Origin of the sequence: Streptomyces sp. NPDC014801 (genome assembly GCF_043082085.1) — a bacterium.
GTDB lineage: Bacteria > Actinomycetota > Actinomycetes > Streptomycetales > Streptomycetaceae > Streptomyces.
Map to the genome: position 1 here is coordinate 121,703 of NZ_JBIBXG010000015.1, position 13,873 is coordinate 135,575.

Sequence of the window (13,873 nt, forward strand, 5' to 3'; positions counted from 1 at the left end):
CGGGGTGTGATGCGCCAGCAGGTACGCACAGTGCAGAGATCGACACATGGTGTGATGTGGTCCTCGGTGTTGCCAGGCGTGCAACGGAAAGGAACGAGCGCTGATGCGCGAGATCCTCGGAAGGCGACGCAGGCTTCTGTCCCGCCTGTCCCGGCGGAGGAACGGCAGGCCTGAGGTGATCGACGCGGCCCTGACCTTCGCCACCCGATGGCGGTGGCCCGTGCTGCCCGGTGTGGCGGCCGACCCCGAGGGGCGCTCCCGCTGCGCCTGCCCCGACCCCGAGTGCACGGTGCCCGGCGCCCACCCCTTCGACCCCGGCCTGCTCGCCGCCACCACCGACGAGCGCATGGTCCGCTGGTGGTGGACCAACCGTCCGGCGGCCCCGATCATCCTCGCCACCGGCGGCACGGCGCCCTGCGCGGTCAGCCTGCCCGCGCCGGCCGCCGCCCGCGCCCTCGCCGCGCTCGACCGCGAGGGCCTGCGCCTCGGCCCGGTGATCGCCTCCGACACCCGCTGGTCGATCCTCGTCCGCCCCTACTCCATGGAGCAGTTGGGCGACCTGCTGTACGCCAAGGACTTCGTGCCCGGCTCACTGCGCTTCCACGGCGAGGGCGGCTACATCGCCCTGCCCCCCTCCGGGACCGGCGGCGGCCCCGTCCGCTGGGAACGCGCCCCGCTGCCCGGCTCGGCCACCCCCTGGGTGCCCGACGTGGAGGCCGTGGTGGACGCGGTGGTCGACGCCCTCACTCGTACGGGTGTGAGCGCGCCCGAGTTGTAAGGGTGTCGGGCCCGACCGGATCCCCGCGCCCCTTCGCGTCGTTATCGTCCCTTTCATGAACCTCCGCCTTGCTGCCCTCGCGGGCGTCGTGGTGTGCGCGGTCGCCCTGCCGCTGGCCGTGGCGTCCGCGGGCGGTGTGGGCGACGCGGAGCACTCGGTCGTGCGGTCGCCGTCGTACGCCGGCGCCACCTACGACGACGAGAAGGCCACCCGGGCCGGCTCCGCCGCTCCCGAGCCGTCGCCCGCCCGAACCGGCCGTTCGTCCCTGCTGCTGGGCATCGGCCTGGCCACCGCCACCCGCTGCGGCCCCGAAGTCACCTCGCCCGACGGCATCGAGGCGCAGACCTGTGTGATCACGCAGGGGGCGCAGACCTGGGCGCGCACCTACTACCGCAACACCACCGGGCGGGCGCTGGAGACGGTGCTGAGTCTGATGGGGCCGGGCGGGCGCACGGTGCAGCTGCGCTGTGCGCTGGGCGCCGAGGACGAGCCGGGGACCTGCGAGACGCCCCGCGAGCCCTCCCGTGGGACGCCGGACGCCTACACGGCGGTCGCGGAGTTCGCACGGGCGGGGGGCGGTGGTTCGCTGCTGCTGCGGACCGCGAGCAACTCGCCGCAGGACACGGGGAGTTGAGAGCGGGGACGCCGGACGGTGCACGGCGTCGCGCATGGAAAGACCCGGTTGCTGGCGACGGGGGATGCACCAGCAACCGGGCTACTGAGACGGTAACAAGAGATCGGCTCCAAGCAAATTCGATCTCTTGTTTTCGTTGTGTATTCGGACATCGGCGAACAGGCCGCGAACAGGCCCTGACCGGGCCAATCGGACATCCGGGGTGGCCTGCCGCGCCCGCACGCTGTGACGGGCCTCACCCCGGCCGAGGGGTGGGGAGTCAACCGAACACGACCGGACGACCCCGAGGAGACGCCGGTCGAGCGCCCCACGCCGGCGGAAGCGGAGGTCACGCCCCCCTCACCCGCCGGCGGGGCGCGAACCTCAACTCAGCGTGACCTGACGGTTGGTGAGGCCGCCACGGGCCCGGCGTTCCTGGGCCGTCAGCGGCTCCTGCACCGCCAGCGCCTCGGCCAGCCGCTCCGCGAACTCGGCGGCCGGCTTTTCCACGTCCTGCGCGGTGACCGACGTCGGCAGGTCCCAGACCGGCACCGTCAGACCGTGGGCGCGGAAGGAACCGACCAGCCGGGTGCCCTCGCCGAGGCTCGAACGGCCCGCCGCGTGCAGCCGGGCGAGCGCGTCCAGAAGCCGCTCCTCCGGATGCGGCATGACCCAGCGCAGGTGGTTCTTCTCCGGCGTCTCGCACCAGTAGGCCGCGTCCACGCCGGTCAGCCGCACGGTCGGGATCGCCGCGGCGTTCGCCCGCTCCAGGGAGGCGGCGACCTCCGCCGTGGCGTTCTCCGCGTCCGGCACCCAGAACTCGAAGCCGCTGTGCACCACCGGCTCGAAGGCGCCCTCCGGATCGAGCAGGTCCTGCAGCCGGGGGCCGTCGGCCGGGGCGCGGCGGCCCTGCACCGGGTTGCCGGGCTCCGCCTCAAGGGCGCGCAGCAGCGTGTCGGCCAGGTCGCGGCTGATGTCACCGGAGGCCGTGTCGTTCTGCAGGCCGAGCATCACCGTGCCGTCGTCGCGGCGCAGCGCCGGCCAGGCCATCGGCAGCACGGTCGCCAGCGTGACCGACGGGACGCCCTCGGGCAGGCCGTCCTTCAGGGGCAGCTCGGCGGTGGCCGCCGGGACCAGTTCGCGCAGCGCCACCCAGTCGCACTCGCCAGGCAGCCCTTCGAACGGGCGCTGCACCAGCTCGGTCACCGCCTGGGCGGCGGCCCGGCCGTGACAGGCCTTGTAGCGCCGGCCGCTGCCGCAGGGGCAGGGTTCACGGGCGCCGACGACCGGGATCTCCTCGTCGCTCAGCTGAGGGCGCGCGGCCTTCGCCTGGGGTCGCTTCTTGGCCATGGTGGGTGTCTCCCGGATACGGCTCGTCTGGTACGGCGCGAGCCTAGCCGTTGTCGCCCTGACCGGCGCGGGGCTGTGGACAACGCCGCGCGGGCGACGGGGCCGGGAGGGGTGCCGCGGGCCTCAGGACGGGTCGTCGAGGCCGTCAGGGCAGGTCGTCGAAGGCGTCCGCGAAGTCGAGGTCGGCCATCGCCGCGACCGGCGGGGCGGCCACGCGCGTGGCGAAGTCCTCGCGGCGGTGCCCGGCGTCCGGGTCGAACACGTCGTCGTGGACGACGACCCACACCGTGACCTCGCCGCGCGCGTCGTCCCGGACGCCCCAGTCGTCGGCGAGCGCGGTGATGATGTTCAGGCCCCGGCCGCCGTGCGCGGTCACCGAGGGGGTCGCCGGGGCGGGGCGGGTCGGGCCGCCGCCGTCGGTCACCTCGACGACCAGCCGGCCGCCCGGGTCCACCCGCCACGCGGCGCGCACGTCGCCGTCCCCGGCGAGGGCGTCGCCCAGCGGGCGGCCGTGTTTGCACGCGTTGCTCAAGAGCTCCGAAAGGATCAGTACGGCATCGTCGATGACCGTTTCGGCCACACCGCTGCTGCGCAACTGGTCACGCATGCGGTGTCTCGCCTTCCCCACGCCCGCAGGGCCATGGGGTACGGCCATGCTCGACGACGTGGGCACCTCCTGTGCCACCACCAACGCCACCCCCGAGACCTCCTTCGCCCCACGCCACGGTGTGTTTGCCCCATTGGCCTGTACCGGAAACCGGCCAATCAGCCCCCGTGGTCGCATTCACCACGGTCGAACACGCAGCGAACGCGCCGGAGCACTCCCCGTAATGGCGTGGCTGGATTTCTACGGTGTGGCCGATAGGCGAGGATGGGACAGCAAGCGGGTGAGGGTCAAGAGACCTGTGTGGCCCATGTGACAGATGTGACCGTCGCCCGGGGTGCCCGCCGGGTGCGCGGGGCGGTGGCCGGTCACCGCCCCAGTCGCCGGAGCACCGCGCGGGGCCGGTTGGTGATGATGGCGTCGACGCCGAGGCGGGTGCACAGGTCCACGTCCTCGGGCTCGTTCACCGTCCACACGTGCACCTGGTGCCCGGCCCGCTTCAGCCGCTCCACGTACGCCGGATGGTTGCGCACGATCCGCACCGCGGGACCCGCGATCCGCACGCCCGCCGGCAGCCGCCCGTCGCGCAGCCGGGGCGAGACGAACTGCATCAGATAGACGGTCGGCAGCGTCGGCGAGGCGGCGTGCACACGGTGCAGGGAACGCGCGCTGAAGCTCATCACCCGGATCCGGGACTCCTCGGGCGAGGCCGGGGCGTCCAGGCCGAACCGCTTGAGCAGGTGCAGCAGCCGCTCTTCCACCTGGCCGGCCCAGCGGGTGGGGTGCTTGGTCTCGATGGCCAGCTCCACCGGGCGTCCGGCGTCGGCCACCAGCTCCAGCAGCCGCTCCAGGGTCAGCACCGAGGTCGCCTCGCGGTCCTCCGGCCGGAACTCCCAGTCCGGCTCCTCGTCCCGGCCGCGCCAGGCGTCGCGGGTCTTCCAGGAGCCGAAGTCCAGCGCGGCCAGGTCGGCGAGCTCCAGGGCGGAGACCGCGCCGCGGCCGTTGGACGTACGGTTGACGCGGCGGTCGTGCACGCAGACGAGGTGCCCGTCCGCGGTCAGCCGGACGTCGCACTCCAGCGCGTCCGCGCCGTCCTCGATGGCCTTGCGGTAGGCGGCGAGGGTGTGCTCCGGTGCGTCCTCGGAGGCCCCGCGGTGGGCGACGACTTGGATGGGATGCGGTCGTGCGTGGGTCACCGCGTCATGGTGCCACCGGGAAGGGGTAGGCGGGGGACCGCGGGGGCGGGGAAGGGACGGGAACGGGTTCGGCGATACGCGCCGTTAGTCCGACAGGTCCTATATAAAGGGTGGTCAAAGGGTTGTCGGGAACCCACAGGCACCGCTTATGGCCCCCTGACGGCTCGTGGGAAAAGCTGACCGCATACAAATGCACATGCACCTGCGCCGTGACTGCGTCCGGACCCTGACCGTCACCCGTGACCGACAACGACAGCCGTGGATCGAGGAGAAGAGCTGTGAGCACCGAGAACGAGGGCACTGAGGTCCCCCCGGCCCCGTCTGCACCTCCCGTGCCGGTGGACTCTCCCGCAGCCTCCGCGCAGCCGCCCGCCCCGGCCGGTGACGCACCGCAGGCCGGCGGGCAGTCCCCGGCCGGTCCCACCGGTGCCGCGCAGCAGTACGGCGACGCGGGCGCGGCCCCGCAGGGCGGAGCGCAGCAGTACGGCGAGCCGGGTGCGGCCCCGCAGGGGGGAGCGCCGGCGCCGCAGCCCGGGGTCCCGGCGCCGCAGCCCGGGGTCCCGGCGTCGCAGCCCGCGGGCCCGATGGGTGCCGCACCGCAGGGCGGTGCCGTCCCTCAGGGCGGTATGACCGGTTCCGCGCCGGAGGCCGGCTGGCCGCCCCCGCCCCCCGTCACCCCGGCGTACGCCGGCGGCGGCGACAGCGGGGCCGGTGCCGGGGCCGGACACGGCTGGGGCACGCCGTACCCGGCGCAGCCCGCGCCGAAGCAGAAGTCCGGCCGGGGCGGGCTCCTCGCCGCGATCCTGGTGGCCGCGCTGGTCGTCGGCGGCCTGGGCGGCGGCATCGGCTACACCCTGGCCAAGGACAACGACAGCAGCGGCTCCACGACGGTCTCCGCGGCCACCAGCGGCGGCGCCGTCAAGCGCGACCCCGGCACGGTCGCGGCCGTGGCCGCCAGGGCGCTGCCGAGCACGGTCACCATCGAGGCCGAGTCCACCAACGGCGAGGGCGGCACCGGCACCGGCTTCGTCTTCGACACCCAGGGTCACATCGTCACCAACAACCACGTGGTGGCCGACGCCGTGAACGGCGGCAAGCTGACGGCGACCTTCCCCGACGGCAAGAAGTACGACGCCGAGGTGGTGGGCCACGCGCAGGGCTACGACGTCGCCGTCATCAAGCTCAAGAACGCCCCGTCGGATCTCAAGCCGCTCCCCCTCGGCGACTCCGACCAGGTCGCGGTCGGCGACTCGACGATCGCGATCGGCGCGCCCTTCGGTCTGTCCAACACGGTGACGACCGGCATCATCAGCGCCAAGAACCGCCCGGTGGCCTCCAGCGACGGCTCCGGCAGCCAGGCGTCGTACATGAGCGCCCTGCAGACGGACGCCTCGATCAACCCGGGCAACTCCGGCGGCCCGCTGCTGGACGCGCACGGCAACGTCATCGGCATCAACTCCGCGATCCAGTCCACCGGCAGCGGCGGGCTCGGCGGTTCGGGGCAGTCCGGCTCGATCGGCCTGGGCTTCGCGATCCCGGTCAACCAGGCGAAGTACGTCGCCCAGCAGCTGATCAAGACGGGCAAGCCGGTGTACGCCAAGATCGGCGCGTCGGTGTCCCTGGAGGACTCCTCCAACGGCGCGACGATCACGCCGCAGGGCTCGGGCGGCTCCGCCTCCGTGGAACCGGGCGGCCCCGCCGCCAAGGCCGGCCTGAAGCCGGGCGACGTGATCACCAAGCTGGACGACCGGGTGATCGACTCCGGGCCCACCCTGATCGGCGAGATCTGGACCCACAAGCCCGGCGACAAGGTGACGATCACCTACGAGCGCGACGGCAAGCCTCACACGGTGGAACTGACCCTGGGCTCCCGCGTCGGCGACAGCTGACCCGCCCCCACCCCGGCCGACCCGATACTCTTGTCCCGCGCCGCCGAACCCCGACGGCGCGGGGTGGGTTGCCCGAGCGGCCTAAGGGAACGGTCTTGAAAACCGTCGTGGCGCAAGCCACCGTGGGTTCAAATCCCACACCCACCGCAGCGAGAGAGCCTCTGACCGGCGAGACGGTCAGAGGTTCTCGTCGTTCCCGGACCCGTCTCCGCCCGCCCGGTCTCTGTCCTGGAACGGCTCTCCGCCGCACCACCTCAGAAGTCACTCAAATCCGTTGATACACCCACTCGTTCCCTCCATGATCATTTATGGCGCGGCTCGCCCGACCAGCGAGGACGCCGCGTCCGGCCCGGACTTGACCAGCCGGGCCACGTATCACGAGGGGAACATCCGTGAGGATCACGAGACTGACCGCCGCCACCGCCGCGCTGACCGCCGCCGCCATCCTGAGCACCGGGCTGTGCCAGGCGGCTCAGGCGGCCGACGGCGGTGACGCGGGGCGGCCGGGCGCCGTCGCCGCCGCGGTCGCGAACGCCGGGGCGGAGCTGGACACGGCCGACGGGCAGCAGCTCCTGGCCGCGCTCAAGGTCGTCGAGGAGATGCCGGACCGTGTGGTGGCCCAGGGGGACGCCGCCGTGCAGGCGTACCTCGCCGCGCAGCTGCCGGCGGGCAAGGGCGGCGTGGCCGCGTTCGGCTGGTGGCAGACCACCAAGTGCGTGGCCGCGATCACGGCCGCCGTCGCGGGGGGCGCGGTCCCCGTCGCGAAGATCCTGAAGTTGAAGGCCTTCATCAAGAAGGTCGGCTCCGTGAAGGAGGCCGCCGTCCTGCTCATCCGCGTCGCCAAGGGCGAGGAGAAGATCAGCGAGCTCGGCGCCACGCTCGGCGGGCTGGCCTCGGCGATCCTCGGGATCGACGGGATCAAGAAGCACTGCCGCTGACGGGAACGGGATCACCATGACGAGTAGCAAGGCGCGGACGACCGCGCTGATCACGCCCGTCGAGGAGAGCGCCCAGCGGGAGGCCGAGGCGCTCGCGGCCGAGGGGCGTACGGCCAAGGCCGTGCGGCGGCTGCGCAAGGACTCCGGCCTCGGGCTGGAGGCGGCCTCGGCGGCGCTGGAACTGCTGAAGGAGGGGCAGCTCCTGCCCGCCACTTACGGTCAGGCCCTCGACGCCCTCGGGCGGCTCGACGCCGGGCTGGTCGACGAGATGACGGCCCTCCTCGGCTGCGGCCGGCGCGACGACGCCATCCGGCTGCTGCGCGAGAGGACGGACATCGACCTCGCCGGCGGCTACCACCTCGTCACCGAGCTGAACGGCCGCCTCGGGACGACCGGGACGACCGGGACAGCCGGGACGGACTGAGCCCCGCCCGCCTCGCCCGACCCCTGCCCCGCGGCCCGCGCCCCACGTCCCCGCCACGGACGCGGGGCGCGGCCACGCGCAGCCGACGGGCCGCGCGGCCGGCTCCCGCCCACGGCAGCGAACCCGCGCCCCCGCCCCCGCCCCGCGCCTCCGACGCCCGCCCGCGCCTTGGACGCGCGCCCGCGTCTTGGACGCGCGCCCGCGTCTCCGACGGCCGCCCGCGCCGCCGACGCACGACCCGCGCCTGCGACCCCCGCCCCGCGCCTCCGACGCCCGCCCCGCGCCATCGACCCCCGCCCCGCGCCATCGACCCCCGCCCCGCGCCTCCGACGCCCGCCCCGCGCCAGCAACGCGCCCCGCGCCGCCGAAGCCCGCCTCGCGTCGCGGAGTCCGACCAGCTGTCGTGCGGCCCCGCCCCTTTCGCTCACCCGAACCCCGTCAGCCGGGCCGCGGAGGCGATCGTTGCGCGGGCCTCTCGTTCTGTCAGGCCCGTGTCGAGGGCGGCGTCGAGCAGGGGGTGCAGCAGGGCGGGGCCGATGCCGTTCTCGTAGGCGCGGCAAGCGGCCCAGAACAGGCGGGTGTTGCGCTGGCCCTCGTGCGCGGACAGGACGAACTGGATCAGGCCCTGGCCGTGCGTGTCCGGGTCCGCGTCCGCCGGGCGGCGCGGCGTGCGGTCCGGGCGCGGGGGCGGCAGCAGCAGCCGCAACAGGGCCGGCGGGCAGGGCGCCGGTGTGAGGTGGGCGCTGCCGGGGGCGACCGTGTACTCGCCGTGCGCGGTGCGGGAGCCGGGGCCGACCAGGTAGCCGCCGGCGCCGCGGATGTCGATGCCGGGCGCGAGCCGGCTCGCGGAGTTGGGGACGGCGGTGTCCGGCGGGCCGGTGAGCCAGAGGTGGCGGCCGCCGGACGGGGTCAGGACGACGACCGTCGGCGGGATCGTGAACAGGTGGCGCAGGGCCAGCTCGCGCAGGGCGGCGGAGGAGTCGGTGCCGGTCTTGGTGTCGAGGTCGATGCCGATCAGGTGGTGCGGGGGCAGTCCGCAGGCGATGCCGTATCCCGTGGCCCAGGGTGCGGCGGCGAAGAGGTCGCGGATGCGCCCGGGGTCGGTGGAGGCGTCGTACACGCCGTGGCCGAGGCGGCCGCACTCGCCGTGGCAGGGCGGGCTGCCGACGGGGTCGTCGTGGTGGGGGGAGCGCAGGGCCGGGAGTTTCGTCCGGGACAGGGGGATGACGGCCAGTCCGCGTTCGGCGGCTGACAGCGCGTGGGCGAGGGCCAGCGTCCTGGCCTGCCGGTCGGTGGGGGCCATGACTCTATTTTCGTACGTGTGTTCGATGATCGGTAGAGGGCCGTCCCGCGACACGCCGGAGGGGGGTGGACCGGGGTGCGCGGGGCCCCGTCCGTGCCGGAACGGTTCACCTCTTGCGGTGCTTGGAGGGGAGTCGTCCGACGTGTCCGGCCTGTGGAGGAAGAGCCGGTGAAAGGTGGTGCAAGGGGTTTATCGACTTGTCATCACGCTTGGGGGCGAATCGCGGCTTCCGGGATGGTTCGCCGGGGATTCGGTGGGCAACTCTGGACTCGCGACGTCGTGCACAACCCCAGGGGCGGACGGCCAACTGCCCCGGAAAAAGCCGTACTTGACGCGTGACCGGCCGATCCGGCCGGCGCGTGAACGGGTCCTGATGGAGGAACTCACATGGCAAGCATCCGTACCGCCCGCGTTCTCGCCGCCGTCTCCGCCCTCCCGCTGGCTGCCGCCCTCTTCGCCGGCGTCGCGACGGCCGACAACGGCGCCGTCGCGGACGACGGATCGAGCGCGGCCGTCACCCACGCCGTCCAGGGCATCGTCGGCAGCGGGGTCGGCGGCCACAACACCGGCAACTCCTCGACCACACAGCAGCAGGCGATCGGCGCCGGCGCCTCGAACCAGAGCAACACCGCCCAGGTGAAGGGCTCCGCCTTCACGGCGGTCAACCAGGGCAACGAGAACGTCGCCGTCAGCTTCTCCCCGCTGTGGTGGTGAGCTGAGGGGGCCGGCCCGGCAGGTGCCGGCCCCCTCGGTATCCGTCCGAGGTGTGCTTCGAGGGTGGTTCACAAGGTCAGCGCGGCGGTGCTCCGGCACCGCCGCGCAGCCGTGTGCGGCGTACCGTCGTCACGGGCGCGCGGCGTCGCGCCGACCCTGGTGGCGGCGGGCACCGGGACGGCGGCAACGGGCCTGGTCCCGGCCGTGGGTGCGGGAGCGTCGTCAGGGTTCGTCCCGCACGCGTGTCCCCCCGTCCTCCACCTGTGGGAGGTGGGGTCAGCCCCACCCCTACAACCTGAGGCGGACTCTGCTTCGGGACCTGCGGGCGATCCGCGGCGGCACCCCCCGCTCCTAGCGTGGAGCCATGACCACACCCGTCTGCACCAGCGCTTCGACGGCCGCGACGTGGACGCCGCCGTACACGTCCTTCTCGGCGTACGTCAGGGCCCGCCAGCCGGCGCTGCTGCGCACCGCCCGCTCGCTCACCGCGAACCCGTGCGACGCGGAGGACCTGCTGCAGACCGCGCTCACCAAGACGTACGTCGCCTGGGAGCGCATCGAGGACCACCGGGCGCTCGACGGGTACGTGCGGCGCGCGCTGGTGAACACGCGCACCTCGCAGTGGCGCAAGCGCAAGGTCGACGAGTTCGCCACGGACGAGCTGCCCGAGCCGGACCCGGCGCCCGGCGCCGACGACCCGGCCGAGCGTCAGGCGCTCCACGACGCGATGTGGAGGGCGGTCATGAAGCTGCCGGCGCGGCAGCGGGCGATGGTCGTGCTGCGGTACTACGAGGACCTGAGCGAGGTGCAGACGGCGGAGGTGCTCGGGGTGTCCGTCGGTACGGTGAAGTCGGCGGTCTCCCGGGCCCTGGGCAAGCTGCGCGAGGACCCGGAGCTGACCCCGGCGCGCTGAACGGCCCCGCGAGCGGCCGGGAGCCGCCCGTCACACCCGTTCCGTGACCCACGGCGCACTGATCGATCACCGCTCCCTAGTGACATACCGCGTGGTATGTGCGCAGAATCAGCGCAACCCGTTACCACCGCGTAGGCAATGTCGCCCGGGAGGACGCCGTGCAGAGCACGATGCAGGACGTACCGCTGCTGATCTCGAGGATCCTGACCCACGGGTCGACCGTCCACGGCACCTCCCGGGTGACCACCTGGACCGGCGAGGGCGCACCGCAGCGCCGCTCCTACGCCGAGATCGGCGCCCGCGCCGCCCAGCTGGCGCACGCCCTGCGCGACGACCTGGGGGTGGGCGCGGACGACCGGGTCGCGACCCTCATGTGGAACAACGCCGAGCACGTCGAGGCGTACTTCGCGATCCCCTCCATGGGCGCGATCCTGCACACGCTCAACCTGCGCCTGCCCGCCGAGCAGCTGACCTGGATCGTCGGCCACGCCGCGGACAGGGTCATCGTGGTCAACGGCTCGCTGCTGCCCCTGCTGGCCCCGCTGCTGCCGCAGCTGAAGACCGTCGAGCACATCGTCGTCTCCGGCCCGGGCGACCGCTCGCTGCTCGCGGACGCCGCCGCGCGGGTCCACGAGTACGAGGAGCTGCTCGCCGGGAAGCCGACGGCGTACGACTGGCCGGAGCTGGACGAGCGGCAGGCCGCCGCCATGTGCTACACCTCCGGCACCACCGGCGACCCCAAGGGCGTGGTCTACAGCCACCGTTCGATCTACCTGCACTCCATGCAGGTGAACATGGCCCAGTCGATGGGCCTGACCGACCAGGACACCTCGCTGGTCGTGGTGCCGCAGTTCCATGTGAACGCCTGGGGCCTGCCGCACGCCACCTTCATGACCGGCGTGAACCTGCTGATGCCGGACCGCTTCCTGCAGCCGGCCCCGCTCGCCGAGATGATCGAGAGCGAGAAGCCGACCCACGCCGCCGCCGTCCCGACCATCTGGCAGGGCCTGCTCGCCGAACTGCACGCCAAGCCCCGCGACGTCTCCTCCCTGCACCAGGTCACCATCGGCGGCTCGGCCTGTCCGCCCTCCCTGATGGAGGCCTTCGACCAGCTCGGCATGCGGGTCTGCCACGCCTGGGGCATGACGGAGACCTCGCCGCTCGGCACGGTGGCCCGCCCGCCGGCCCACGCGGTCGGCACCGAGGAGGAGTTCGGCTACCGCCTCACCCAGGGCCGCTTCCCCGCCTCCGTCGAGGCCCGGCTGACCGGTCCCGGCGGCGAGCGCCTCCCCTGGGACGGCGAGTCGGCGGGCGAGCTGGAGGTGCGCGGCCCGTGGATCGCCGGCGCCTACTACAACGGGCCGGACGCCGAACCGCTGCGTCCCGCCGACAAGTTCAGCGAGGACGGCTGGCTGAAGACCGGTGACGTCGGCACCATCTCCCCCGACGGCTTCCTCACCCTCACCGACCGCGCCAAGGACGTCATCAAGTCCGGCGGCGAGTGGATCTCCTCGGTCGAGCTGGAGAACGCGCTGATGTCCCACCCGGACGTCGCCGAGGCCGCCGTGGTCGCCGTGCCGGACGAGAAGTGGGGCGAGCGCCCGCTGGCCACCGTGGTCCTGAAGGAGGGCGCGACGGCCGACTTCGAGTCCCTGCGCGCCTTCCTCGCCGACGAGGGCCACATCGCCCGCTGGCAGCTCCCCGAGCGCTGGACCATCGTCGAGACGGTGCCGAAGACGAGCGTCGGCAAGTTCGACAAGAAGGTGATCCGCCGCAAGTACGCGGAGGGCGAGCTGGACGTCACCCGCCTCTGACAGACGGCCTTCGCCTGCGCCCCTTCGCCTACGGCCTTTGCCTACGGCTCATCGCGTACGGCGGTGACGCCCGCCCGCGCCCCGACGGGACCCGGGGGCGGCGTCACCGCCGTACTGCCGTCGTCGGCGGCCGTCACCGCCGTACCGCCGTGCTGCCCCAGCCGACGAGCAGCCAGGCGGCCGCCACCGCGCACACCCCGCCCCAGCCGACGTGGGCGAAGGCCGGGCCCGCCAGGGCCGAGGCGAGGGCGCCGCCCGCGAAGCCGCTGACCACGTAGGCGGTGTTGGCGGTGGCGGGGGTGGCCGTGGTGGTCAGGGCCAGTGTCTGGTTGGCGACGTGGGAGGCGACCAGGGCGGCGTGGATGGCGATCGCGGCGGCGAAGAGCGCGACGACGACGTGCCCGCCGAGCCAGAACAGCGGCACGGACACCGCCGCGACCAGGTAGGCCGTGCGGACCACCTTGGCCGCGCCGAACCGGTCCACCAGCCCGCCCGCCAGCGGGGCCACCACGGTGGCGGCCAGGCCGAACAGCCCGAACAGGCCGGCCGTGGCGGTCGACAGGCCGTAGGACGGGCCGGTCAGCAGCAGCGCGAGCGAGGTCCACAGGGCGCTCCACGCGCCGAACATCCCCGCCTGCCGCACGCACGCCCGCCACAGGTCGGGCGAGCGGCGCAGCAGCCCCGGCAGCGCGGCGATCCCGGCGAGGAAACCGCCGCCGCCCCGCTTCGCCGTGGGCAGCACCCGGGCGGTGGCCAGGCCCAGGGCCAGCGTCAGCACGCCCGCCCCGGCGAACACCCAGCGCCAGCCGAACGCCTGACCGGCCAGGCCGCCGACCACGCGGGCGGCGACGATGCCCGTGAACAGGCCGGCGATGACCGCGGCGACATGGAAGGCCCGGCGCGCGGCGGGCGCCCGCTCGGCGACCAGCGGCACCAGCAGCTGCGGGATGACCGTCGCCGCCGAGGCGACGAACACCGCGGCGGCGAGCGCGCCGGTCCCGGGCGCCGCGGCCCCGGCCGCCAGCGCCACGGTCGTGACGAGGGTGAGCACGGTGACCAGCCGGCGCCGGTTGGCGGTGTCGCCGAGCGGGGCGAAGAAGAGCAGGCCGACGGCGTAGCCGAGCTGGGCGACGGAGGCGATCCAGGCGACGGCCGAGGGCGCGGAGCCGAAGTCGTGGGCGATCAGCGGCAGCAGCGGCGCGGCCACGTAGATGTTCGCGGCGGTGACGGCCGAGCAGACGGCGATGAGGGTGAGGAAGAGCGCGGAGGAGGTGGCCCGGGGGCCGTCGCCGCGTGCCGTGGCGCGGCGGGAGGGGGCGGTTGCCGAGGACATGGGG

General features: G+C 73.9%; 13 protein-coding genes and 1 tRNA gene. 9 read left to right on the forward strand and 5 right to left on the reverse strand.

Features of this window, described 5'->3' with window-relative positions:
- Positions 1-103 precede the first annotated feature (103 nt).
- On the forward strand, positions 104-778 hold the full coding sequence (locus tag ACF1AL_RS33065; RefSeq protein WP_366835120.1) for a bifunctional DNA primase/polymerase: 675 nt from the start codon (positions 104-106) through the stop codon (positions 776-778).
- Positions 779-833: 55 nt separating this feature from the next.
- On the forward strand, positions 834-1,412 hold the full coding sequence (locus tag ACF1AL_RS33070; RefSeq protein WP_391702318.1) for a hypothetical protein: 579 nt from the start codon (positions 834-836) through the stop codon (positions 1,410-1,412).
- A 363-nt stretch (positions 1,413-1,775) separates the two neighbouring features.
- Here the strand turns inward: ACF1AL_RS33070 and ACF1AL_RS33075 are convergent, their stop codons facing one another.
- The 3 genes from ACF1AL_RS33075 to ACF1AL_RS33085 all read right to left on the reverse strand — a co-directional run bounded on the left by ACF1AL_RS33075 (position 1,776) and on the right by ACF1AL_RS33085 (position 4,541).
- Positions 1,776-2,741 (reverse strand): DUF5926 family protein, encoded by a 966-nt coding sequence (locus ACF1AL_RS33075; RefSeq protein WP_391658713.1) that lies wholly within the window; start codon positions 2,739-2,741, stop codon positions 1,776-1,778.
- Positions 2,742-2,886: 145 nt separating this feature from the next.
- On the reverse strand, positions 2,887-3,525 hold the full coding sequence (locus ACF1AL_RS33080; RefSeq protein WP_366835116.1) for an ATP-binding protein: 639 nt from the start codon (positions 3,523-3,525) through the stop codon (positions 2,887-2,889).
- A 188-nt stretch (positions 3,526-3,713) separates the two neighbouring features.
- A complete protein-coding gene (locus ACF1AL_RS33085; RefSeq protein ID WP_366835115.1) occupies positions 3,714-4,541 on the reverse strand; it encodes a glycerophosphodiester phosphodiesterase in 828 nt (275 codons plus the stop codon).
- A gap of 278 nt (positions 4,542-4,819) precedes the next feature.
- On the opposite strand from ACF1AL_RS33085, the gene ACF1AL_RS33090 reads away from it, so the two are divergent.
- From ACF1AL_RS33090 to ACF1AL_RS33105, 4 genes are all read left to right on the forward strand, one after another.
- Positions 4,820-6,430, forward strand: coding sequence for a trypsin-like peptidase domain-containing protein (locus ACF1AL_RS33090; protein WP_391828447.1), 1,611 nt, complete (start codon positions 4,820-4,822; stop codon positions 6,428-6,430).
- Positions 6,431-6,492: 62 nt separating this feature from the next.
- Positions 6,493-6,577, forward strand: a tRNA-Ser gene (locus tag ACF1AL_RS33095).
- A gap of 245 nt (positions 6,578-6,822) precedes the next feature.
- On the forward strand, positions 6,823-7,368 hold the full coding sequence (locus ACF1AL_RS33100; RefSeq protein WP_391702324.1) for a hypothetical protein: 546 nt from the start codon (positions 6,823-6,825) through the stop codon (positions 7,366-7,368).
- A gap of 16 nt (positions 7,369-7,384) precedes the next feature.
- Entirely contained in the window at positions 7,385-7,792 is a 408-nt protein-coding gene (locus ACF1AL_RS33105; RefSeq protein ID WP_391702327.1) for a hypothetical protein, read from the forward strand.
- Between the two features lie 424 nt (positions 7,793-8,216).
- Here the strand turns inward: ACF1AL_RS33105 and ACF1AL_RS33110 are convergent, their stop codons facing one another.
- The gene (locus ACF1AL_RS33110; protein WP_391828449.1) at positions 8,217-9,095 is read right to left on the reverse strand and encodes a bifunctional DNA primase/polymerase; all 879 of its coding nucleotides are present in this window, start codon (positions 9,093-9,095) and stop codon (positions 8,217-8,219) included.
- A 387-nt stretch (positions 9,096-9,482) separates the two neighbouring features.
- On the opposite strand from ACF1AL_RS33110, the gene ACF1AL_RS33115 reads away from it, so the two are divergent.
- From ACF1AL_RS33115 to ACF1AL_RS33125, 3 genes are all read left to right on the forward strand, one after another.
- Positions 9,483-9,809: a hypothetical protein gene (locus tag ACF1AL_RS33115; protein WP_386415578.1), complete on the forward strand. Its 327-nt coding sequence runs from the start codon at positions 9,483-9,485 to the stop codon at positions 9,807-9,809.
- Positions 9,810-10,173: 364 nt separating this feature from the next.
- Positions 10,174-10,722 carry a SigE family RNA polymerase sigma factor gene (locus ACF1AL_RS33120; RefSeq protein ID WP_391658709.1) on the forward strand — a complete coding sequence of 183 codons (549 nt, stop codon included), beginning with the start codon at positions 10,174-10,176 and terminating at the stop codon, positions 10,720-10,722.
- A gap of 158 nt (positions 10,723-10,880) precedes the next feature.
- The gene (locus tag ACF1AL_RS33125) at positions 10,881-12,536 is read left to right on the forward strand and encodes a long-chain fatty acid--CoA ligase (RefSeq protein ID WP_391828451.1); all 1,656 of its coding nucleotides are present in this window, start codon (positions 10,881-10,883) and stop codon (positions 12,534-12,536) included.
- Between the two features lie 133 nt (positions 12,537-12,669).
- On the opposite strand, the gene ACF1AL_RS33130 is transcribed toward ACF1AL_RS33125, so the two are convergent.
- Positions 12,670-13,869, reverse strand: coding sequence for an MFS transporter (locus tag ACF1AL_RS33130; RefSeq protein ID WP_391702336.1), 1,200 nt, complete (start codon positions 13,867-13,869; stop codon positions 12,670-12,672).
- Between the last annotated feature and the right edge of the window lie 4 nt (positions 13,870-13,873).